The sequence below is a fragment of the Rathayibacter sp. RFBD1 genome (genome assembly GCF_002932915.1).
Taxonomy (GTDB): domain Bacteria; phylum Actinomycetota; class Actinomycetes; order Actinomycetales; family Microbacteriaceae; genus Rathayibacter.
Window position 1 is genome coordinate 186,630 of record NZ_PSWQ01000002.1, and the last position, 21,690, is coordinate 208,319.

Sequence of the window (21,690 nt, forward strand, 5' to 3'; positions counted from 1 at the left end):
GGTCCGGGAGCCCGGGCCGCGCTGCAGCGGCCCGGGCTTCGGTTCACGAGGTGCGGGTCGAGCGACGGCGCAGCGCCGTCAGAGCGCCGCCGGCCAGGAGCAGAGCGCCGGCTCCGGCCGCGAGGGGCCCGGCCGCCGCTCCCGTCGAGGCGAGCACCGTCGGCACGAGTCCGACCGGAGGCACCGCCACCTGGGCGCAGCTGGCTCCGCCGTCGTCCGCGCACGGGTGCAGGACGGTCGTCGGATCGAAGCCCTCCGGGACCTCGGTCAGGCGCGCCCGGTTGGGGATGGTCCACGCGTCCACGCCGTCGGCGACCCGTCCGGTCACGGTGAACGTCGTCGACGCTCCAGGGGCCAGAGACAGGTTCTCGACAGTCAGGTCGGACGACGCCGGGCCGCCGTCCCGGGAGATCGTGACGTCGCTCAGGTGCGCGAGCTCGGGGATGTCGGTGAGGGTCACCCCGTTTGCCGGCCGAGCCCCCTCGTTGGCGACCACGATCCGGAACCCGGCACGCCCGCCGTGGTCGACCTGATTCCCGATCGCCGTCTTCTCGATGGAGAGCCTGCCCTCGACGGGCGGCACCGGGATCTCGGCGCAGGACGACGTCGCATCGTCAGCGCAGGCGTTCTCGACCGTCGGCGGGTCGAAGCCCTCGGGCTGGTGGGTGATCGAGACGCGGTTGGGGAGGGTCGCGGCGTCGTACCCGTCGGCGACCCGGCCGCTGACGTGCAGCGACACCTGACCGCCGGCGGGGATGTCGAGACCCGTGACGGGCTCCGTGGCCGGCTGCGTTCCTCCGGCGCCGTTCTCGATGGTCGCCTCGAGCAGGTGGTCGAGCGTCGGGACGTCGGTCACGGTCACGTCCGTCGCGTCGACCGTTCCGGTGTTCGCCACGACGATGTCGAAGCCCGCCGTGCCGCCGTGCTCGGCGCTCGCCTGGGACGCGGTCTTCCGGATCAGGAGCGCCCCCTCGCCGATGTCGTGCGGGACGGTGGCGCAGGGATTCGCGTCGGTCCCCGTGCCGGACGAGGCGGGAGCGAAGGGCGCATCGGCGAGGCAGGCCGTGTTCGTCAGCGCACGGTCCCCCTCGCCGGTCACGATCACGTCGAAGGTCAGCTCGGCCGTCGCCCCGACCGGCAGGCTGCCGGCCGCCCAGGAGATGCGGCCCGTCTCCGCGTCGATCGTGGCCGTGCCCTGCGAGGCGCGGAGGGAGTCGGCGTCGAGCTCGGCGTCGTCGAGCACGCCTTTGTCGAGGTAGTCGATGACGGCGGCGTCGGAGTAGTCCCCGGTCCCGTCCGAGGTCAGCGTCACCCGGTAGGGCACGCGGGCGCCGCGGAGCAGCGGAGTGGCGGAGTCGACCGACGAGGTCTTCGCGATGGTCACGTGCGGCGCGAGCGGATCGAGGCGTGCGACCGCGACCGCACCGTCCGAGCCGTAGGCCCAGTCGTCGATCGCCCGCAGGTCGCCGTAGGAGCCGTGCACCGAGTCGTTGGCGTTGGGGACGCGGCCCCGCCCGGAGTCGTCGCCCTCCCAGCGGTGCACCCCGCCGGACGAGTCGGTGCCGCCGTCGCCGGACGTCACCGCGGAGGTGCCGGAGTACCGCTCCGAGTTCGATCCGGCGAGGAGCGAGTCGTCCCAGTGGACCGTCGACGGGTCGTCGCCGCCGCCGGTCGACCTCACGACGGACACGCCGCCGGCGGACGTCTCTGCGTCGACCCGCGTGAAGTGGAACTCGTTCGTGCGGCCGATGGAGGCGCGGAAGGTGACGTCGGGGTCGGTCACGTCGACCGTCCCGCCCTTCGCGTCCCGTCCGTCCCAGTCGACCGAGAAGGGACCGGTCGTCCCCGCGATCCGGGTGAGGTGCACGTCGCGCTCGCCGTCGTAGGAGCCGTCCCCGTCCGCATCGACGTCCACGACGACGGTGCCCGGCTGCGTCCCCAGGACGCCCGTGAGCGTGCCCGCGTCGGAGCCCGCGGACGACCGCCGGAAGGCGAGGCCCTCGATCGTCGGCGCTTGGTAGGGCGGAGCGATCGACTCCGGCAGGTCGGACGACGGCGGATCCAGGAAGAGCTTGTAGGTCTGCAGGCCGTCGATCCCGGAGCGTCCGGACGCCTGGACGTACTGCGCCCCGATGCCGCCCGCCTCGCTCGACTGCGGCATGGGGACCGAGAGATAGGACGGATCGGACGACCCGACCTTCACGTTGCCCTTGTTCGTGGCCTGGACCGTCGAGGCGACCCCGTCGTAGCCGCGCAGCCCGAGCTCGTAGCGGGCACCCGTCTCCGTGACGGCGTGGAGCGTGAAGGAGGAGCGCCGCTCCTCGGGCGAGGAGTAGGACTCCTTCGCCCCGGACTGGATCGCATAGGACTCGGACCACACCCGGCCCGCGACCGCCGCGCCCCGCGCGGCCTGGACGCCGATGCTCCAGACGAGGTTCACCGGCGCCGTCACGTCGTCGTCGGACACCCGGATCTGGAAGACCCCGGTCTCGTCCGCCACGAACGAGCCGCCGGCGGATACCGAGGGCGCCGCTCCGGGCGCGAAGTCCTGCTCGTCGAGGACGGCTCCGCCCGGAGCCGTCACCCGGGCGGTACCGCCGCCGGTCTCGCCCTCGCCGGTGCCCGAGCCCGCCTGGAGCGGGTGGAGGTCCACCCGGAGCGTCTCGCCCTTCTGGACCCAGGCCGAGACGGTCGTCACGCCGGCGTTCGTCGCGCCTCCCTGCAGGAGGGTGTTCTCGATCGTCGTGTGAGGACCGTCGGCGGCGAGGGCGGGCGGCGGCGCGAGGCCTCCGCCCAGCAGCCCGCTCACGAGCACGCAGCCCGCCGTCGTGCCGACCAGCGCTCGCGCCGTCCGCGCTCGGGGTCGTCCGCGCTCGTCCCGCCCCGACTGTTCCGTTCGACTCATCCGATGTCCTCTCCTCTGCCGACCGAGCGCACTGCGTCGGCGGCGACCGTTCAGCCCCACGGAAGGAGAGTATTGCTCGGTTCGACGTCACCACGGCCGGGACGGCTGCATCCGTGGAGAACGGCGCGAGATGGGCGCTGTGGAGGAGGAAACGGCGCGTGAGACGAGCCGAGCTGCGTGTTCGCGACACGTGATCGCAGAGCCTGCGAGGAGTGATCGCGAGCGCGGGCGCGGACTGACCGCGGATGCGGGCGGAAGACGGTCGACGTCGTCGACGGCGCGAAGAGGCGTCCTGCGAGGCGGAGAACCGGCTGTTCCCTCGCCCTGCACTCACCGGGAGACCGACGCCGACGGCCAACGTAACGAGCGACCGTTAAAACGAGAACGGCCCGCCGAAGCGGGCCGTTCTGCTCTGTCTCAACCAGAGTGCGCCCGGAGGGATTCGAACCCCCAACCTTCTGATCCGTAGTCAGATGCTCTATCCGTTGAGCTACGGGCGCAGTCCATCGCGTGGGCCAGAGGCGCACGCAACGAGGTACGACTATACATGCCGGGAGCCCCCTCCGCGAATCGGCGGCGGCGGCGCAGACGGCTCCGTCTCGGGACGCCGCCGCAGCCACGAGAACCCAGGCTCCGTCGCGGTGTCCCGGAGCGCCTCGCAGAGCCTCCGACCGGCGGACGCCGCTGCTCCCCCTCACGGCGTACCGTGGGCTCATGGAGGCCGCCGCGATCGAGCTCGTGGGCTTCGTCGTCTCTCCGCTGCACCGCTACGAGGGCCGCCCCGCCGATGGCCCGGTGCCGTCCGAGGGCAACGAGCAGCCCGAGCGGATCGAGATCCGCGCAGGCCTCGGCATCGTCGGCGACCGCTTCTTCGCCCAGCGCGCGCACCGCCCCGCGGCGATCACGCTCTTCGCGGTCGAGACCCTCGAGCACATCGCCGCCGAGCTCGGCGCAGGGCCCTTCGACCCCGCCGACGCCCGCCGCAACATCATCGTCCGCGGCGCCGACGTCGATGCGCTCGCCGGCCGCACGTTCGCGATCGAGCAGGGCGGGGAGCGGATCGAGTTCCAGGGCGGACGACCGGCCAACCCCTGCGCCTGGATGGACGTCGTGCTCGCCCCCGGGGCGTTCCGGGCGATGCGGAGGCGCGGCGGCGTGCGCACCGCCCCCCTGACGAACGGCGTCCTCCACACCGGGCCGGCCCGCCTGATCCTCCACAGGTCGGACGACATGCTGATCTGAGCCCGGCGGCGAGCGCCTAGGCTCGCAGCGACCGACTCCCCCGATCGAAGGAGGCCCCGTGCTCCGCCCGAGCGACCTCCTCCCCACTCTCGCCACGACTCTGCGGCGCGGAGTCCGCGACGTCTTCGCGACCACGCGCTCTCGGGGGCGAGATCCGCACCGCCGCACCCGCAGCACCGACGTCTCGGTCCAGCGGGTGCACCACCGAGACGTCTGGGCGCGGGTGAGCACAGTGGGGCGCGACGGCGAGCGCACGTTCGTCCTCGTGCCGGGGATCGGAGTCGCGGCCACCTACTTCGAGCGCCTCGCGCCCGCGCTCAACGAGTTCGGTCCGGTGCACGCTCTCGACCTGCCGGGCTTCGGCGGCGTACCGCACCCGATCGACGCGCGGCGCATGGACATCGGCGACTACGCCGAGCTGGTCGGCGCCGTCATCGACGAGCTCGGCCTCGACGATCCCGTCGTCCTCGGCCACTCGATGGGGACGCAGGTGGTGGCCGAGCTCGCCGCGCGCCGTCCGGAGCTGACCACCATCGTCCTGCTCGGACCCGTGATGAACCGGCACGAGCGCCGCCTCCCGACCGCCGCGCTCCGCTTCGCCCAGTCGAGCGTCCGCGAGCCGCTCAAGGTCGCGATCCTCGCCGCGGGCGCCTACCTCCTCTGCGGACCGCGCTGGTTCTCCCGTGTGCTGCCCGAGATGATGCACTACCGGATCGAGGAGACCGTCCCCCGGATCCGCGCGTCCGCCCTCGTCATCCGCGGCGAGTTCGACCGGCTCGTGCCGCGCGAGTGGGCGGAGGAGATCGCCCGGTCGATGCCGCACGCGCGGGCCTGGGAGATCCCCGACGCCTCCCACTCCGTGATGCACGCGCACGCGGAGGAGGTCGCCCGCCTCTGCGTCGAGCACGCGCGGGCGCCGCAGCCCGACCGGGACGAGGCCGCCCTCCGCCGCTACCCCGACTCGGAGGTCGACCACTCCGAGGAGGACGCGCCCACCGAGGACCCGATCGGCGCTCTCCGGGGACGCATCACCGAGCTGGCCGGGATCCTCGTGGACGACGACTCCCTCATCGCCGAGGGCAAGACCCTCCACGCCGAGGCGAGCGATCCCGAGGCACTGCACCAGGTCGCTCCGGACCCGGGCGACGGCGAGCTCGTCGAGGGCGGCGGACCGAGGAAGGACGGCGAGCAGGACGGCTGACCACCGCAGGCCACCACGAGCCGCATGTCGCGCGGCGTGAGACGCCGAGCGCTCGCGAGAGCAGACCTCCCGCCGAGGCCACTCGGCGCCCGCCCGTCAGGACTCCGCGCCGACGATCTCCTCGCGGATGCGCCGCAGGTCCTCGGCGAGCGCCCCCAGCAGGATCCAGTGCTGCGGATGCGGAGTCGCGATCACGAGCGGCGCGGTGAGAGCGGGCAGCTCGTCCGTGATCGCCTCCGGCTCGGGAACGTCGACCGAGGACTGCACGAGGAGCCGCAGATCGTGGGCGGCCCGGTGCAGCTGGACGGCGATGTCGGCGATCGTCGGCTCCCCGACGAGCTCGTCGTCGTAGAGGTCGTGCACGGTCCGCGTCATGCCGCGGACCCGGGTCACGATGCGCCCCAGCCGCGGGACGACGGAGTCGAGGGCCAGCAGCCGGTCGCGGTGGGCGGAGCGGCGCGGGTTGAGGCGGAGGGACTCCTCGCCGGTCGCGATCGCCTCCTCCGCCTTGCTCTGCATGGTCTGCAGCAGCCGGGCGTTGATGAGCAGCTCGTCGAGCCGGCGTCGCGGGACGGGGGCCTGGAGGGCGTCGCCGAGGTCGTCGAGGGCGGCGGCGAGCTGAGCGGTGAGGTCTCCGATCGCCCGCTCGGCCGGCGCCAGCACGACCGGAGGGACGATGAGCACGTTGATGACGACTCCGACGGCCGCGCCCAGCAGGGTCTCGAGGATGCGGTCGAGCGCGTAGTTCGGCGTGACCGCGCCCACCGAGAGCACGAGCATCGCGCTGATCGGGATCTGCACCGCGGAGGCGGGGGTCAGGCGCACGGCCCACCCGACGGCGATCGCGGCCACGATCGCGAGGAGCACGATGATGCTCTCGCCGCCGAGCACCGTGCCGATCACGGATCCGACGATCACGCCGATGATGACGCCGACCGAGCGCTCGAGTGCCTTGGAGAACGACTGGTTGATGCTCGGCGCGACGACGAGGAGCGCGGCGATCGCACCGAAGACGGGCAGCGTCCCCGGGAAGACGACGCCGGCGAGGAGCCAGGTGACGACCGTGGCCGCCGCCGTCTTGACCAGCTGCAGCACCGGCGGCCGCGTCGGCACGGTGAAGCTCGAGGTCAGGCGCATGGGACCACGGTAGCGAGCGCCCGCCGCCTCGCGGTCCCCGCGCGCATCACCGGCTCGCGGCCGCCTCGACGCTCGCGAGCACCGCGCGGAGCGAGCGCGACGCCTCCGCCCGCAGATCGGCGGGCACCCCCGAGAGCAGCGCCCGCTCGGCGTCGAGCACCTCGGGGAAGGCCCGGTCGACCAGCTCCTCCCCCTCGCGAGTCAGCGTGATGAGCGAGCCGCGCCCGTCCGCCGGGTTCGCGGCCCGCCGCACCAGGCCCCGCCGCTCCAGCGAGTGCACGCGCTTGGTGATCGCGGGAGCGGAGGCGAGGGCGATGGTCCGGAGGGTCGTCGGCGACTGCGGAGCGCCGGCGCGACGCAGCGTGGAGAGCACGTCGAACTCGCCTCGGGTCAGCCCGTGGGCGGCGAGCAGCTCCTCCGTCGCCCGCACGATCAGCGCGGAGGCGCGGATCACCCGCCCGACGACGTCGACGGCGGAGGTGTCGAGCTCGGGCCGCAGCACCGCCCAGCCCGCCCTGATCTCGTCGACCGCGTCGCCCGGCTCGCTTTCAGACTGATTCACACGTAAAGTATATCTGCTTCACCCGTGAAACACTTCTCCGGCCGCCGCCGCTCGGACCCCGATCAGAGGACCCGATGGCCGCCACCCCCGTTCTGCCCCACCCCCGCGAGCTCCTCACCTTCGGCCCGCACGCCGGCGCCCATCGCGTCGCCCTGCGCGCCGGCGTCTCGATCGCCGTCCCGCTGCTCGTCCTCTGGGCGCTCGGCCGCACCGATCTCGCCCTCTACGCGACCTTCGGCGCCTTCACGGCCCTCTACGGTCGCCAGCACACGCACCGGCCGCGCCTGCTGATGCAGCTGTCGGCAGCCGCGTTCCTCGTCACCACCGTGACCCTCGGCACCGTCGTCTCCCTCTCTCCTCACCGCGACTGGCTGATCATCCCCGTCGTGGTCGCCGTGACCGTCGCGGCGGCCTACCTCAGCGACTCCCTGCACTGGCACCCGCCCGGCCCGCTGTTCCCGGTGTTCGCCGTCACGGCGTGCGCGTCCGTCCCGTCCGAGCCCTCGCGGATCCCGCTCGCCGTCGCTCTCGCCGCGGGCTCCGCCGCCTTCTCGCTCGTCGTCGGCCTGAGCGGTCTCGCGCTCCCCCGCGCACGCCGCCTCGCCCCGACGCCGTGGCGCACCTCGTTCCGCGCGGCGGCGGCCCGTCCGGCGACGCGCGCCGCCCTGCTCCGCTTCGGGGCCGTCGTCCTGGTGGCGGGCACCGTCCCGACCGCGACGGGCCTGGGCCACCCCTACTGGGCGATGGTCTCCGCCGTCGCAGCCGTCTCGGGAGCGGACGCGGGCGCCCGGCTCGTGCGCGCGGGCCACCGGATGCTCGGCACGATCGTCGGAGTGCTGATCGCGGCCGCGCTCCTGGCCCTGCCGCTCTCCCCGCTCGCCGTGATCGTGGTGGTGGTGCTCCTCCAGATGACCGCCGAGCTCGTCGTCGGCCGCAACTACGGTCTGACCCTCGCCTTCGTCACTCCGCTCGCGATCCTCATGGTCGAGCTCGCGCACCCCGTCGACGAGCTCGTGCTGCTGCGCGACCGGGCGCTCGAGACCGCGCTGGGCGTGCTCGTCGGAGTCGTGGCGACGCTCCTGACCCACGCCGCCTCGCAGCGCTCGCGCTCCCGCTCCTAGGCTCAGGAGGATGGACCGCACGATCCCCGCTGTGCTCGCCGAGATCACGGCGGCCGTCGCCGAGGTGCGCGACGTCGCACGGTCGCAGCAGGACGGCGCGCGGGCCCGCGTCGCGGACCGGCTCGACGAGCTGTTCACCGGAGCGACGACCCGCCGAGACGTCCGGGCGGCGGCCGCCGACGCGCTCGGGCTCTGGGGCGGGGCGGGCTCCTTCTCGGACGTCGGCTCGGCCGAGGCCGACCACGCGATCAGGCGCCTGTACCGGGCCCTGCGCGCCGGCCGCTCCTGGCTGCTCCGCGCCGGCTGACCCGCACGTCGCGACCGCCGCACGACGCCGAGAACGACGAAGGCCCCCTGCTTCCGTGGAAGCGGGGGGCCTTCTCGTTGGCGGTACCGGTGGGATTTGAACCCACGGTGGACGCAAGCCCACACATGTTTTCGAGACATGCTCCTTCGGCCGCTCGGACACGGTACCGGGGTCGAGTGTACGCGACGGCCGGAAGTCGCGCCAATCGAGCGGACGGGCCGCCGTCAGGCGGGAAGGAGGAAGCCGAGCACGCGGTCCCACTCCGGGATCGCGAGCAGGTGGCCGCGGCCGGGCACGACCTCGAGGCGGGAGTCGGGCAGCCGTGCGGCGTACCACTCGGCGTGGCGGCGGCCGGCGACCGCGTCCTCGGCGCCGTAGAGGAGGAGCGCGGGCGGCTCGGCGGACTCGACGGCGAAGCCCCACTCCTGCACGCCGTAGCCGATGAGGTCGGCGGCCATGCCGAGGGCGCCCTGGGCGACGGCGCGCTCGAGCATGCGCGAGAGGCGCTCGCGGACGCCGGGGGTCTCGAGCACCGCGGTGTCGGCGTCGCCGGAGCCGAGCATCCCGAGCAGGGCGTCCGGGGCGGGGGTCGGGCCGAAGGCGCCCTCGAGCGTGCGGGTGAGCGAGCGGACGGCCTCGTCGAGCGGGAGGTCGGCCAGGCGGGCGAGCTCGGCGCGGTTCTCGTCGCCGACCCACGGCACGGCGTCGTCGGGAGCGGGCGTGCCGATCACGGCGACGCGCTCCACGAGGCCGGGGTAGTTCGCGGCGAGCGCGAGGGCCACGCGGCCTCCCGCCGACCAGCCGGCGGCGCTGACGGAGGCGATGCCGACGGTCGCGAGGTACTCGGCGATGTCGGCGGCGGCCTGCTCGGGGCTGGCGCCGACGCCCGCTCCGGCGGGGTCGAGGTCGGTCAGGAGGGAGGAGGCGCCGTAGCCCGGGCGGTCGAACGAGAGCAGGCGCACCCCGTGGCGCGCGGTCGCCTCCGGGTCGGGGTCGAAGTCCGAGGAGCCGGGAGCGGGATGCGCCAGGACGACGACCCGCTCGGAGCCCTCGGGGCCTGACCAGCTGACTCCGAGCGGGCGGCCGGACTTGAGGACGTGCACTGTCGAGGGCATGTCCCACAGTCTCCCGCAGACGTCCGACGCCGACGGAGCGGCGCTCGGGGCCGAGTCGTTCTCCGAGGCGCGATCCTCCGCCTCCGCCCCTCCGCGACGACGCTCCTCCACAGACGGCTTCCACGCGACCTCTCCCCCGGCCTGGCGCGCCCCGCTCGCCGCGTCGGTGGTCGACGGTACTGTCGAAGACACGTTCGAACGAGCGGCGGTGTCGGGGGTCCCCCGTAGCGTCGCGCTCGTCCCCCTCCTCCGCCCCGAAAGGACCTCATGGCCTCCTCGAAGACGCGCACCGCCCCGTACCGCTGCTCGGAGTGCGGATGGACGACCGCGAAGTGGGTCGGCCGCTGCGGCGAGTGCCAGCAGTGGGGCTCCGTGATCGAGAGCACCGAGCGCACCGGCCTCGTCCGCGCGGTCGCCGCTGTGGCTCCGGCCGCCGGCCGCATCGCGCGGCCCATCACCGAGATCGAGACCACGTCCGCGGCGCACCGCCCCACCGGCGTGGGCGAGCTCGACCGCGTGCTCGGCGGCGGGATCGTCTCCGGCGCGGTCGTGCTGCTCTCGGGAGAGCCCGGCGTGGGCAAGTCGACCCTCCTGCTCGAGGTCGCGAGCCGCGCTGCGGCCGAGGGCCAGCGGGTCCTCTACGTCAGCGCGGAGGAGTCGGCCGCGCAGGTGCGCATGCGGGCCGAGCGCACCGGCGCGATGCACGACAGCCTCTTCCTCGCGGCCGAGACCGACCTCGCCACCGTGCTCGGCCAGATCGACGAGGTCCGGCCGGACCTGCTCATCGTCGACTCGGTGCAGACGGTGGCGAGCGACACCGTCGACGGCCTGCCCGGCGGTCCCAGCCAGGTCCGCGAGGTCGCCGCGACCCTCATCCGCGTCTGCAAGGAGCGGGCGCTCCCCCTCGTGCTCGTCGGACACGTCACGAAGGACGGCTCCATCGCGGGGCCGCGCCTGCTCGAGCACCTGGTCGACGTGGTCTGCCACTTCGAGGGCGACCGGCAGACGGCGCTGCGCTTCGTCCGCTCGCTCAAGAACCGCTTCGGCCCGACGGACGAGGTCGGCTGCTTCGAGATGACCGCCGAGGGCATCGCCGAGATCCCCGACCCGAGCGGTCTGTTCCTCAGCCGCACCCGCTTCCCCACCCCGGGCATCTGCGTCACGGTCGCGATGGAGGGACGCCGCGCGCTCCCCGTCGAGATCCAGGCGCTCGTGATCGCGAACGACGGCGAGCACCCCCGCCGCGTCACGAACGGAGTCGACGCGTCCCGGGTCGCGATGATCCTCGCGGTCCTCGAGCGGCAGGCGGGCATCCCCCTGCGGCGCTGCGACGTCTACGTGTCGACTGTCGGCGGCGTGAAGCTCATGGAGCCGGCGGCGGACCTGGCGATCGCGGTCGCCATCGCCTCCGCCCACGCCTACACGCCGCTGCGTCCCGGGATCGCCGCGTTCGGCGAGATCAGCCTCTCGGGAGACATCCGGCCCGCCTCCGGAGCGAAGCAGCGCGCCTCCGAAGCGACACGACTCGGGCACTCCTCGCACCTCGACTCCAGCGCCTTCACCCTCTCGAGCGCCATCACCCACGCGCTCGTCCCCGTTCCCGAGCGCATCCGTCCGGAGCGGGTGCCCACGCACTGACGGCCGCGTCCCCGGCACGCTGCACACGCGCCCGTCCACCGCTCGGAGCCGCCGGCGCCCCCGTCCACCGCATGGTCGAGGATCGCCACCGGAGGCGAACACGGGCTCGATGGGCACTGCCCGACAGCTCCGCCCGACCACGCACGCGTCCGCTCCGCCGCGGCCGCCCGTCGCAGCCTGCCCCTAGACGCCGCCCCCGCCGCCGCCCCCGCCGCCCCCACCCGAGCTGCCGCCGCCGCCCGCGCCGCCGCTCGAGGAGCTCGACGAGGATCCGACGTAGCTCGACGTCGATGACGAGAACGAGGACACGCTGCCGGCGAAGGCCGCCGCGTGGAAGCCGTTCGGTCCGGAGTACCAGACCGGCTCCTCGCCGGTGCGCTCGTAGGCCGACGCGAGCTCCGCCGACCACTCCTTCTCGAGACCGAAGAGCACGGCCCACGGCAGCAGGCGCTCCGTCACTTCGACCACCTCGACCGGTCCGACCGTGCGCCGGTCCGCCCCGCGGGGCGACTGCAGCATCGCGATCCGGTCGGCCTCGGCCAGGCGGATGTACAGCTCGAGCCCGCGCAGATGGTCGCGCAACTCCGCGCCCGCGGCCGTCAGCGGCACCCTCGAGACCAGGATCGTCCCGACGACGGCCGCGACGATCGCGACGAGCATCAGCACGAGCGGGAGCGCTCCGCCGAAGGAGCGGGTCATCAGGAGGATCGCGCCCAGGAAGGCGGCCATGACACCCAGCAGCAGCGGGGCGATCACGAGCACGCTGCCGCCGATCGTCCCGGCCTTCTTCAGTCCCGCCTCGGTCACCCTGTTGCCCAGCGCGGTCTGGAACTGTCCGACGGCCTTGCCGAACTCCTTGTCCTTGCCCGAGAGCTCACGCACCGTCCCCGGCGCCCGGCCGAGGGCGATGTCGAGGAACTCGCGGTCGTCGGAGGCGAGGGGCCGCGGGCGTCCCGCGCGTCGCGTCGGCGTCGTCGCAGGGTCGAGCACCCGCACGGCGTACTCCTGCTTCCGCCCCTCCCCCGTCTCCTCGATGCGCACGAGACCGCGGACGGCGGCGTCCAGGAGTCCGGCCGCGGGGGCCTTCGACGTCTTCCGCAGCAGCGCGGCGGAGAGGAACAGCCCCTCCGCGGGCGGGTCGTACTCGGCGACGACGGTCGGGCGGCCGGGAGCGTCGCGGAGCACGGTCCGGCGGCGGTGCACGGCGAGCGCGAGGCCGATCAGGACCGCGGCGAGGCCGCCCAGCTGCACCCAGGACCAGCCGGAGGCGAGGTAGCGGTCGTCGCGCGGCGTGAAGGTCCCGGGAGCGAAGCCGATCGCCACGGTCACGTTCTCCCCCGGAGCCAGCGACTCCCCCGATGCCGTGACGACCGCGCCGTCGCGGCCGATCGGACAGGGCGTCGTCGAGCCCTCCGGTCCCCGGTAGCAGCTGACGGTCCCCGTCGCGGCGGAGGCCAGCGACCCGGCGAGCTCGACGCGCACGTCGTAGCGGTCGAAGGACTGGCGCCAGCCCGTGCCGTTGACGTCCCAGTAGAACTCGTCCTCGCCGCTGCGCGTGCCGGATCCAGGCAGGGTCGTGTTGTGCTGCGTGTAGGTGAAGACGTAGGTCTGGCTGCCGCTGACGAACTCGTCCGCCGCGCTGGTGACCAGGAGGAAGCCGTCCTCGCGCTCGGTGTCGACCGGCCGCGCCTCCCCGTCGCCGTCGGTGACGGACACCAGGTCGACGTCGGTCGGGTGCCCCTCGTAGTCGAGCGGGATCGCGCGCTGCATGCCGCGGTTCTGCGACGGCGGGAACTCGGCGACGAAGGTCTCGACAGTGGTCAGCGTCGAGCGGCCCTCCTCGTCGCGGTCGAGACGGAAGTCGGCCGAGTACTCCGAGAACCGGAAGCCGTCCACGTCCGCGCGCACGACACCCGCGACGGGCTGCGGAGCCGCGACAGGGTGCGGAGCCGCCACGGCCTGCGCCGCCGCTCCGCCGACCAGCAGCGGGACCGCGAGGGCGACGGCCGCCGCGCGCCGCGCGACCACCCCCGCCCGGCCGGTCGAGGCGGACAGGATCGTGCCGAGCAGCCCCCACATGCCTGCGATGCTACGCGCCGACGCTCGCCCGGCACGTCCCCCGGGCGGACTACTGGAGCAGGAACTGCGTGGGCGAGCCCGAGGGGATGCCGGAGACCGATACCGACAGGTTGTAGGCGGCGCCGCCCGCCTCGACCGCCTCGCGACCGCCGGAGCAGGTGTCGGCGGAGGAGCGGGTGCGGTCCCACGTCAGCGCGCTGCCCATCACCGAGCGGCCCGCCTGGAGGAGCACCGGCAGATCGGCCGCGCCGGTCTGGCAGTCCGTCGAGGTCCAGATCTGCTCGGAGCCGCTCGTGATCGTGAAGACCTGCTTGCTCGTGCCCGCGTCGATCACGCAGTCGGTGCTCGAGATGTTTGCCAGCGAGAGCGAGAGCTGCGGATCCTCGCCGGGCGCGTAGCTCGTGGCGTCCGTGACCGCGGTGACGGCGACGGAGTCGGCCGTGCAGGCGGGTGCGGCGCCGGGCGTCGCACCGGGCGAGGTGGTCGGGTAGAGCGTCGGCAGCACGACGGTCGGCGTGGGGCTCGACGCGGCGTCGGAGCCGGTCATCCGCGGGAGCAGCGACAGCACCACCGCCAGGCCCGCGACGATGACGACCAGCGCGAGCAGCACTCCGGCGCGGCGTCGCCGGTAGACCCGGGAGGGCAGGCGGCGGGGCGGCGGAGTCACCGGGACAGGCTACGACGTGGCGGCGGTCAGAGCGTCTTCAGCATGCGGGTGTTGCCCAGCGTGTTCGGCTTCACCCGGGCGAGATCGAGGAACTCGGCGACTCCCTCGTCGGGAGAGCGGAGCAGCTCGGCGTAGACCTCGGGGTCGACGACCTTCTCGCCGATCGGCTCGAAGCCGTGGCGGGCGAAGAAGTCGACCTCGAAGGTGAGGCAGAACAGGCGCTTCAGGCCGAGCTCGCGCGCGTCGTTCTCGAGGCGCTCCAGGATGTGGTGGCCCACGCCCCTCCCGAGCCAGTCCTGCGCGACCGCGAGGGTGCGCACCTCCGCGATGTCGTCCCACATCACATGCAGCGCACCGCAGCCGATCGCCGTCCCTTGGCCGTCCTCGGCGATGCGGAACTCCTGCACGGCGCCGTAGAGCACCACGCGGTCCTTGCCCAGGAGGATGCGCTCGTTCACGAGCGGCTCGCTGAGCTCCTGGATGAAGGGGACATCGCTCGTGCGCGCGCGGCGCACCGGGTACTTCCAATCGGCCATTCGACAAGCCTAGGCCGCACCGGGCGCGGGATCCTGCGAGCAGGCGCGCACCCCCGGACGACGACGTGCCCGCCCCCTCGCGAGAGGGGACGGGCACGGGGTCGTTCGGCAGCCTGCTACGACATCAGGTCGGGCGTCGCCGGGCCGGCCGTGGCTGCTCCGGTGGACGCGCCGGCGCTGATCGAGATCAGACGCGGGGTCGTGGTGAAGACGAACTTGTTGTCGGCGAAGTCCACGTGGATGTGGTCTCCGGCGCCGAGCTCGCCGTGCAGGATCCGCTCGGACAGCTGGTCCTCGATCTCGCGCTGGATCGCGCGGCGCAGGGGGCGCGCACCGAGGGCCGGGTCGAACCCGACCTCGATCAGGCGCTCCTTGGCCGGCTGCGTCAGCTCCACCGTCATGTCGCGGTCGAGCAGGCGGTCGCCCAGGCGCTTGATGAAGAGGTCGACGATCTGGAGCAGCTCGGGCTTCGACAGCTGCGGGAAGACGATGACGTCGTCCACGCGGTTGAGGAACTCGGGCTTGAAGTGCTTCTTGAGCTCCTCGTTGACCTTGCCGCGCATGCGGTCGTAACCGGTGGCGTTGTCGCCCTCGATCTGGAACCCGACGGGACCACCGGCGATGTCACGAGCACCGAGGTTGGTGGTCATGATGATGACGGTGTTCTTGAAGTCGACGACACGGCCCTGGCCGTCGGTCAGTCGACCCTCCTCCAGGATCTGGAGGAGCGAGTTGAAGATGTCCGGGTGCGCCTTCTCGATCTCGTCGAAGAGGACCACGCTGAACGGCTTGCGGCGCACCTTCTCGGTGAGCTGGCCGCCCTCCTCGAAGCCGACGAACCCGGGAGGGGCGCCGAACAGCCGCGAGACGGTGTGCTTCTCGCCGTACTCCGACATGTCGAGCGAGATCATCGCGTTCTCGTCGTCGAAGAGGAACTCGGCGAGCGCCTTGGCCAGCTCGGTCTTCCCGACGCCCGTGGGGCCGGCGAAGATGAACGAGCCCGAGGGGCGCTTGGGGTCCTTGAGGCCCGCGCGGGTGCGGCGGATCGTCCGCGAGAGTGCCGCGATGGCCTCCTCCTGGCCGATGACGCGCTGGTGCAGGGCCTTCTCCATGAAGACGAGCCGCGAGGACTCCTCCTCCGTGAGCTTGAAGACCGGGATGCCCGTCGCCTGGGCGAGGACCTCGGCGATCAGGCCCTCGTCGACCACGCCGGTGGCCTTGACGTCGCCCGACTTCCACTGCTTCTCGAGGCGCAGGCGCTCACCGAGCAGCTGCTTCTCCTCGTCGCGGAGCGACGCGGCCTTCTCGAAGTCCTGGTCCTCGATCGCGGCCTCCTTGGCGGAGCGGACCACGGCGATGCGGTCGTCGAAGTCGCGCAGCTCCGGCGGCGCCGAGAGGATCGAGAGGCGCAGGCGTGCTCCGGCCTCGTCGATCAGGTCGATCGCCTTGTCGGGGAGGAAGCGGTCGCTGATGTAGCGGTCGGCCAGGTTGGCCGCCGAGACGATCGCGCCGTCGGTGATGGACACCTTGTGGTGCGCCTCGTAGCGGTCGCGCAGGCCCTTGAGGATGTTGATCGTGTGGGGCAGCGACGGCTCCGCCACCTGGATCGGCTGGAAGCGGCGCTCGAGAGCGGCGTCCTTCTCGAAGTGCTTGCGGTACTCGTCGAGCGTGGTCGCGCCGATGGTCTGCAGCTCGCCGCGGGCGAGCAGCGGCTTGAGGATCGAGGCGGCGTCGATCGCGCCCTCAGCGGCCCCTGCGCCGACGAGGGTGTGGATCTCGTCGATGAAGGTGATGATGTCGCCGCGGGTGCGGATCTCCTTCGTGACCTTCTTGAGGCGCTCCTCGAAGTCACCGCGGTAGCGGGATCCGGCGATGAGCGAGCCGAGGTCGAGCGTGTAGAGCTGCTTGTCCTTCAGCGTCTCGGGCACGTCGCCGCGCACGATCGCCTGGGCGAGGCCCTCGACGACGGCGGTCTTGCCGACGCCGGGCTCGCCGATCAGGACGGGGTTGTTCTTGGAGCGGCGGGAGAGGATCTGCATGACCCGCTCGATCTCCTTCTCGCGCCCGATGACCGGGTCGAGCTTGTTGTCGCGCGCCGCCTGGGTGAGGTTGCGTCCGAACTGGTCGAGGATCTGCGATCCCCCCTGAGGCTGCTGCTGCTCACCGCCCACGGCGACCTGCTCCTTGCCCTGGTAGCCGGAGAGCAGCTGGATGACCTGCTGGCGCACGCGGTTCAGGTCGGCACCGAGCTTGACCAGCACCTGAGCGGCGACGCCCTCGCCCTCGCGGATGAGGCCGAGCAGGATGTGCTCGGTCCCGATGTAGTTGTGGCCGAGCTGCAGCGCTTCGCGCAGGGACAGCTCGAGGACCTTCTTCGCCCGAGGCGTGAAGGGGATGTGGCCGGTCGGCTGCTGCTGCCCCTGGCCGATGATGTCCTGCACCTGCTCGCGCACAGCGTCGAGCGAGATCCCGAGGGACTCGAGCGCCTTGGCGGCCACTCCCTCGCCCTCGTGGATCAGGCCGAGCAGGATGTGCTCCGTGCCGATGTAGTTGTGATTGAGCATCTTGGCCTCTTCCTGGGCCAGGACGACGACGCGCCGCGCGCGATCGGTGAATCTCTCGAACATGCTGTCACTCCCTACAGAACCCGCAGGGGTGGGCTCCGATACGTCGACTGTAACCAGCGCTCCCCCCGGTGAGCAGGCCTGTTCGCCCTGGGCGTGCACGCGATCCGGAGGGGTGCGGGCGGCGGTCCCGTCCACCGGTCCATGCGAAGGCATACACTTCCCGCATGAGCAACCTGGAGGAGCATCCCGACGAGCTCCCCGTCGCCGCGGAGCCGGTCCCTCGCGAGTCCGGCGCGGTCGAGATCCTGGAGGCGCGACTCGTCCCGCTCGGCGGTCCGCGCGCGATCGAGGTGCGCCGCACCCTCCCCCAGCGCTCGCGCTCGACGATCGGCGCATGGTGCTTCGCCGACCACTACGGCCCGGTGCGGCTCGGCGAGGAGGCCGGGATGGACGTCCCGCCGCACCCGCACACCGGCCTGCAGACCGTGAGCTGGCTCTTCGAGGGCGAGATCGAGCACCGCGACAGCGTCGGCAGCCTCGCCGTCGTGCGCCCGGGCGAGCTCAACCTGATGACGGCCGGACGCGGCATCTCGCACTCGGAGGTCTCGACCGGGGGCGCGCCCGTCCTGCACGGTGTGCAGCTCTGGGTCGCCCTGCCCGAGGAGGCGCGGCTCGTCGATCCGTTCTTCGAGCACCACCGAGGCGTTCCCGTGGATCTGCCCGGCGCGCTGGTGCGCGTCTTCGTCGGAGGGATGCTGGGCGCGTCGGTGCCCGCGAGCACCTTCACTCCGCTGGTCGCCGCCCAGATCGACCTCGAGCCGGGTGCCCGGGTCGAGCTGCCGGTCGAGGAGTCGTGGGAGTACGGCGTGCTCGTCGACGCCGGCCCCGTGGCGGTCGAGGGCGCGGACGTCCCTCGCACGGACCTCGCCTACCTGGCGCCCGGCCGCTCGCACCTGGTGCTGACGGCCGGGGACGCGGGCGCCCGCGTGGTGCTGCTCGGCGGCGAGCCGTTCGCCGAGGAGCTGGTGATGTGGTGGAACTTCGTCGGCCGCAGCCACGACGACGTAGCGGCCGCCCGCGAGCGCTGGCAGTCCGACGTGATCGCCGGGGCGGATCCCGCTGGACCGTTCGGCACCGTCGACGGGTACGGCGGACGCGCGCTCTCCGCGCCCGTGCTGCCGACCGTGCGCCTCAAGCCGCGCCGCCGGGCCTGAGCCGAGACCGTCAGGGCGAGGCGCTCCGAGGCGGGGCCCACGACGCGGGAGCGCGGAAGTCGCGATGATCCCGCTCGACCACCGCGACTCCCGCGTTCCCACCGGTGCGTCAGGACGCGTCCGACTCCTTCTTCGCGGCGGCCTTCGCCGCGGCCTCGCGATCGGTGGCCTCGGCCGTCTCGCGGAAGGCGCGGCGCGGATCCTGCAGCGCGCTCATCGGCGAGAGGTCGCGCGGAGTGACGGCGTCGACGAGCCAGCCCGTGATGATCCGCCACTTGCGGTCCAGGGTCGGCATCGCCGCTCCGTGGTAGGCGCGGTGGGCGAGCCAGGCGGGGAGGCCGCGCAGCTTCACGCCCTTGATCAGGCCCGCGCCCTTGCCGATGCCGTACTCGGCGACGGTCCCGACGGAGGCGTGGCGGTACTCCTCCACGGTGCCTCCGGTGAGGTCGGCGATGATGTTGCGCGCCAGGAGCTTGGCCTGCCGGACCGCGTTCTGCGCGTTCGGCGGGTAGTACGCGGGCTGCTTCTCACTGGTGAGGTCCGGCACCTGCGCGCCGTCGCCGGCCGCCCAGGCGCCGCCCACCGGCTCGCCGTCCTCGCGGATGACCCGCAGGCGCGCATCCGCCATGACGTGGCCCTTCGGCCCGCGGGGCGCGTCGGTCGCGTCGAGGATCGGGTTCGGCTTCACGCCGGCGGTCCACACGATCGTGGCCGTCGGGATGCGCTCGCCCGAGGAGAGCTCCACGACGCCGTCCTCGCAGGAGGGCATCGTCGTCTTCAGGTGCACGTGCACGCCGCGCGAGCGGAGGTGGTCGAGCGTCCACTTCGAGAGCTCGGGACCGACCTCGGGAGCGACCCGGTCCAGCGCCTCGACGAGGTGCCAGGTCACGTCGCCCATCGAGAGGGAGGGCTGTGCGGCGAGGGTCTTGCGGCTGAGGTCGAGCAGCTCGCTCAGCGCCTCGACGCCGGTGTAGCCGCCGCCGACGAAGACGAAGGTGAGCAGGCGCCGGCGCTCGGCGGGATCGGTGGTGAGCGCCGCCTTCGCGATGTTCTCGATGACGCGGTCGCGCAGGTGCGCCGCCTCCTCCACCGTCTTGAAGCCGATGCCGTGCTCGGCGAGGCCCGGCGTGGGGAAGGTGCGGGTGACGGCTCCGAGCGCGAAGACGACCTGGTCGAACTCGATCGTGCGGGTGGAGCCGTCCATCGCGGCGACGGTGGCGCTGCGCTCGGCGAGGCTCACGCCGGTGATCGCGCCGCGGATCACGCGGGTGCGCTTGAGCGCGGAGACCAGCGGCACCGTGACGTGGCGCGGCTGGACGTGCCCGCCGGCGACCTCGGGCAGCAGCGGCTGGTAGGTCATGTAGGGGTTCGGCTCGACGACGGTGACGTCGATCGGCGCGTCCCCCCGCCTCTTCTCGAGGCCCCAGGCCGTGTACAGGCCGACGTAGCCGCCGCCGAGGATGAGGATGCGCGTCGTACGGGATGCCGTCATGTCCGTTCCCTTCTCGAACCCGGCGCCGGGCAGGCGGAACCGGATGGTGCTGAGGACGCTCCGACGCTACGCGGGGCGCGGCGGCCCGCACAGGGACTTGCGCGACGAGTCGGGGCCGCGCATCCTCCGCAGGCGGGCGGACGGGAGCCGCGCTACTGCAGCGCCGAGGTGAGCCGCGCCAGGTTGTCGAGCAGGGTCGAGCGGAGTGGCTGCTGCCGCCACTCGCGGAGGGTCAGCTCGCGGGAGTGCTCGCGGTAGTCCTGCTGCACCTGGCGCAGGTCCTCGACGAACTCCGAGCCGCGCACCATGAGCGAGACCTCGAGGTTGAGCGTGAAGGAGCGCATGTCCATGTTGCTCGAGCCGATCACGGCGACGTCGTCGTCGATCGTGAAGTGCTTCGCGTGCAGGATGGTCGGCTTGCGGTACATCCAGATGCGCACGCCCGCGGTCAGCAGCGTCTCGTAGTACGAGCGCTGGGCGTGGTAGACCACGGCCTGGTCGCCGATCTCGGAGACGAAGAGCTCCACGTGCACGCCCCGCCGGGTCGCCGTCGTGATCGCGTAGAGCATCGCCTCGTCGGGCACGAAGTACGGGCTGGTGATGATGATCGACTTCTGCGCCGAGTAGAGCAGCGTCAGGAACAGCCGCAGGTTGTTCTCGCCCTCGAACCCCGGCCCGCTCGGCACCACCTGGCAGTCGATCGTGTCGCGCTGCTGCAGCGCCTCCATCGGCTCCGACTCCCGCAGGAGCAGCTCGTCGGTCTCGCTGTACCAGTCGGTGATGAAGATGGCGTTGATGCCCTGCACCACCGGCCCCTCGAGGCGCACCATCAGGTCGTGCCAGTGCAGGCCGCGGCGGATGTTGCCGCGCTTGTTGTAGCTGGAGTCGACGACGTTCTGCGAGCCCATGAAGGCCGCGTTGCCGTCGACGATCAGCAGCTTGCGGTGGTTGCGCAGGTCCGGCCGCTGGTACTGCCCGCGCCACGGCCGTACGGGGAGCATGTACGACCACGAGGCGCCCGCCCGCTCGAGGGCGCGCAGCCGGCGGTGGGTGCCGCTGTAGTAGCCGGGCACGCGGATCGACGCGATGTGGTCGAGGAGGATCCGCACCCGCACCCCGCGCGCCACCGCGCGGTCGAGCGCGTCGAAGAAGGGCGCGGTGGTCGAGTCGGCGGCGAGGATGTAGAACTCGCAGTGCACGTACCGGCGGGCGCGGTCGATCTCGGCGGCCATCGCGCGGATGGTCTGCTCGTAGTCGCCCTGGAGGCGCGCGTCGTTCCCGCCGACCAGCGGCATCGCGCCGAGGTTGCGGTTGAGGGTGACCACCGACTCCAGCCACTGCGGCCACGGGTGCTCCCGGGCGACGCGGTCGATGCCGTCGGTCGACTCCAGGATGAACCGGTTGATCTCCTGCTGCTTCCGGCGGCGCTTGCGCGGCAGCCGGTAGCTCCCGATGAAGAGGAACAGCAGGATGCCGACGTACGGGATCAGGAAGATCGCCATCAGCCAGGCGAGACCGGTGGTCGGACGGCGGTTCCGCGGCACGACGATCACGGCGATCACGCGGACCACGAGCTCGACGACGACGGCCGCGATCGGGAGGATCACGGCCCAGTCGGGTGCGGGCACCGCGCCTCCTCGTTCGTCGTGCGGAGCCGATCAGCGGGCGCGGGAGGCACTCGCGAGGCGGCGGTGGTCAGGAGGCGTCGCGGGGAGGCAGGCCGCGGCGCTCGCGCTCGCGGGCCTCGATGCGGTCGTACGCACGGCGCTCGTTGCGGTCCGAGCGGATGAGGGCGCGCATCACGAACCAGAAGATGGCTCCGACCGTGATCGTCGGCACGAGGGCCCACAGCCCCTGGTTCCACAGCTCCCAGTCCATGCGGCGATCCTACCCGCGGCACCGGCGCG

The 21,690-nt window shown here is 72.7% G+C and carries 17 protein-coding genes and 2 tRNA genes; 6 read left to right on the plus strand and 13 right to left on the minus strand.

The window, feature by feature from the left end:
* Positions 1-43 precede the first annotated feature (43 nt).
* Both C5D50_RS01010 and C5D50_RS01015 read right to left on the minus strand, forming a co-directional pair.
* The gene (locus C5D50_RS01010) at positions 44-2,905 is read right to left on the minus strand and encodes a DUF11 domain-containing protein (RefSeq protein ID WP_146086859.1); all 2,862 of its coding nucleotides are present in this window, start codon (positions 2,903-2,905) and stop codon (positions 44-46) included.
* A 427-nt stretch (positions 2,906-3,332) separates the two neighbouring features.
* Positions 3,333-3,405 (minus strand) — tRNA-Arg (locus tag C5D50_RS01015).
* A gap of 214 nt (positions 3,406-3,619) precedes the next feature.
* Between C5D50_RS01015 and C5D50_RS01020 the strand changes: the two genes are divergently transcribed.
* Together C5D50_RS01020 and C5D50_RS01025 are read left to right on the plus strand one after the other, a co-directional pair.
* Positions 3,620-4,147 carry an MOSC domain-containing protein gene (locus C5D50_RS01020; RefSeq protein WP_104248232.1) on the plus strand — a complete coding sequence of 176 codons (528 nt, stop codon included), beginning with the start codon at positions 3,620-3,622 and terminating at the stop codon, positions 4,145-4,147.
* 58 nt (positions 4,148-4,205) lie between these two features.
* The gene (locus C5D50_RS01025; RefSeq protein ID WP_104333295.1) at positions 4,206-5,348 is read left to right on the plus strand and encodes an alpha/beta fold hydrolase; all 1,143 of its coding nucleotides are present in this window, start codon (positions 4,206-4,208) and stop codon (positions 5,346-5,348) included.
* Between the two features lie 96 nt (positions 5,349-5,444).
* Here the strand turns inward: C5D50_RS01025 and C5D50_RS01030 are convergent, their stop codons facing one another.
* Both C5D50_RS01030 and C5D50_RS01035 read right to left on the minus strand, forming a co-directional pair.
* Positions 5,445-6,485, minus strand: a complete 1,041-nt coding sequence (locus C5D50_RS01030; RefSeq protein WP_104225996.1) for an aromatic acid exporter family protein — start codon at positions 6,483-6,485, stop codon at positions 5,445-5,447.
* A 46-nt stretch (positions 6,486-6,531) separates the two neighbouring features.
* Complete coding sequence (locus tag C5D50_RS01035; protein WP_104282493.1) at positions 6,532-7,047, minus strand: MarR family winged helix-turn-helix transcriptional regulator; 516 nt, start codon at positions 7,045-7,047, stop codon at positions 6,532-6,534.
* Between the two features lie 74 nt (positions 7,048-7,121).
* Between C5D50_RS01035 and C5D50_RS01040 the strand changes: the two genes are divergently transcribed.
* Positions 7,122-8,168 (plus strand): FUSC family protein, encoded by a 1,047-nt coding sequence (locus tag C5D50_RS01040; RefSeq protein WP_104282494.1) that lies wholly within the window; start codon positions 7,122-7,124, stop codon positions 8,166-8,168.
* Between the two features lie 10 nt (positions 8,169-8,178).
* Complete coding sequence (locus C5D50_RS01045; protein ID WP_104282495.1) at positions 8,179-8,475, plus strand: hypothetical protein; 297 nt, start codon at positions 8,179-8,181, stop codon at positions 8,473-8,475.
* A 78-nt stretch (positions 8,476-8,553) separates the two neighbouring features.
* Here the strand turns inward: C5D50_RS01045 and C5D50_RS01050 are convergent.
* Together C5D50_RS01050 and C5D50_RS01055 are read right to left on the minus strand one after the other, a co-directional pair.
* Positions 8,554-8,643: transfer RNA gene (locus C5D50_RS01050), tRNA-Ser, on the minus strand.
* Between the two features lie 56 nt (positions 8,644-8,699).
* On the minus strand, positions 8,700-9,590 hold the full coding sequence (locus C5D50_RS01055) for an alpha/beta fold hydrolase (protein ID WP_146086860.1): 891 nt from the start codon (positions 9,588-9,590) through the stop codon (positions 8,700-8,702).
* 267 nt (positions 9,591-9,857) lie between these two features.
* On the opposite strand from C5D50_RS01055, the gene radA reads away from it, so the two are divergent.
* The gene (gene radA / locus C5D50_RS01060) at positions 9,858-11,228 is read left to right on the plus strand and encodes a DNA repair protein RadA (RefSeq protein ID WP_104224086.1); all 1,371 of its coding nucleotides are present in this window, start codon (positions 9,858-9,860) and stop codon (positions 11,226-11,228) included.
* A 183-nt stretch (positions 11,229-11,411) separates the two neighbouring features.
* Here radA and C5D50_RS16425 read toward each other — a convergent pair whose 3' ends face one another.
* The 4 genes from C5D50_RS16425 to C5D50_RS01080 form a co-directional block, all read right to left on the minus strand.
* Entirely contained in the window at positions 11,412-13,307 is a 1,896-nt protein-coding gene (locus tag C5D50_RS16425; RefSeq protein ID WP_181137260.1) for a DUF2207 domain-containing protein, read from the minus strand.
* 49 nt (positions 13,308-13,356) lie between these two features.
* Positions 13,357-13,974 carry a hypothetical protein gene (locus tag C5D50_RS01070; RefSeq protein ID WP_104249710.1) on the minus strand — a complete coding sequence of 206 codons (618 nt, stop codon included), beginning with the start codon at positions 13,972-13,974 and terminating at the stop codon, positions 13,357-13,359.
* Positions 13,975-14,000: 26 nt separating this feature from the next.
* Positions 14,001-14,510 (minus strand): amino-acid N-acetyltransferase, encoded by a 510-nt coding sequence (locus tag C5D50_RS01075; protein WP_104282498.1) that lies wholly within the window; start codon positions 14,508-14,510, stop codon positions 14,001-14,003.
* 116 nt (positions 14,511-14,626) lie between these two features.
* Positions 14,627-17,137 (minus strand): ATP-dependent Clp protease ATP-binding subunit, encoded by a 2,511-nt coding sequence (locus C5D50_RS01080; RefSeq protein ID WP_104224090.1) that lies wholly within the window; start codon positions 17,135-17,137, stop codon positions 14,627-14,629.
* Between the two features lie 164 nt (positions 17,138-17,301).
* Here C5D50_RS01080 and C5D50_RS01085 point away from each other — a divergent pair, with 164 nt between their 5' ends.
* On the plus strand, positions 17,302-18,291 hold the full coding sequence (locus C5D50_RS01085; protein WP_104282499.1) for a pirin family protein: 990 nt from the start codon (positions 17,302-17,304) through the stop codon (positions 18,289-18,291).
* 109 nt (positions 18,292-18,400) lie between these two features.
* On the opposite strand, the gene C5D50_RS01090 is transcribed toward C5D50_RS01085, so the two are convergent.
* The 3 genes from C5D50_RS01090 to C5D50_RS01100 all read right to left on the minus strand — a co-directional run bounded on the left by C5D50_RS01090 (position 18,401) and on the right by C5D50_RS01100 (position 21,661).
* On the minus strand, positions 18,401-19,783 hold the full coding sequence (locus tag C5D50_RS01090; RefSeq protein WP_104249708.1) for an NAD(P)/FAD-dependent oxidoreductase: 1,383 nt from the start codon (positions 19,781-19,783) through the stop codon (positions 18,401-18,403).
* Positions 19,784-19,935: 152 nt separating this feature from the next.
* A complete protein-coding gene (cls, locus tag C5D50_RS01095; protein ID WP_104224093.1) occupies positions 19,936-21,411 on the minus strand; it encodes a cardiolipin synthase in 1,476 nt (491 codons plus the stop codon).
* A gap of 67 nt (positions 21,412-21,478) precedes the next feature.
* Positions 21,479-21,661, minus strand: a complete 183-nt coding sequence (locus C5D50_RS01100) for a hypothetical protein (RefSeq protein ID WP_104224094.1) — start codon at positions 21,659-21,661, stop codon at positions 21,479-21,481.
* Positions 21,662-21,690: the final 29 nt, after the last annotated feature.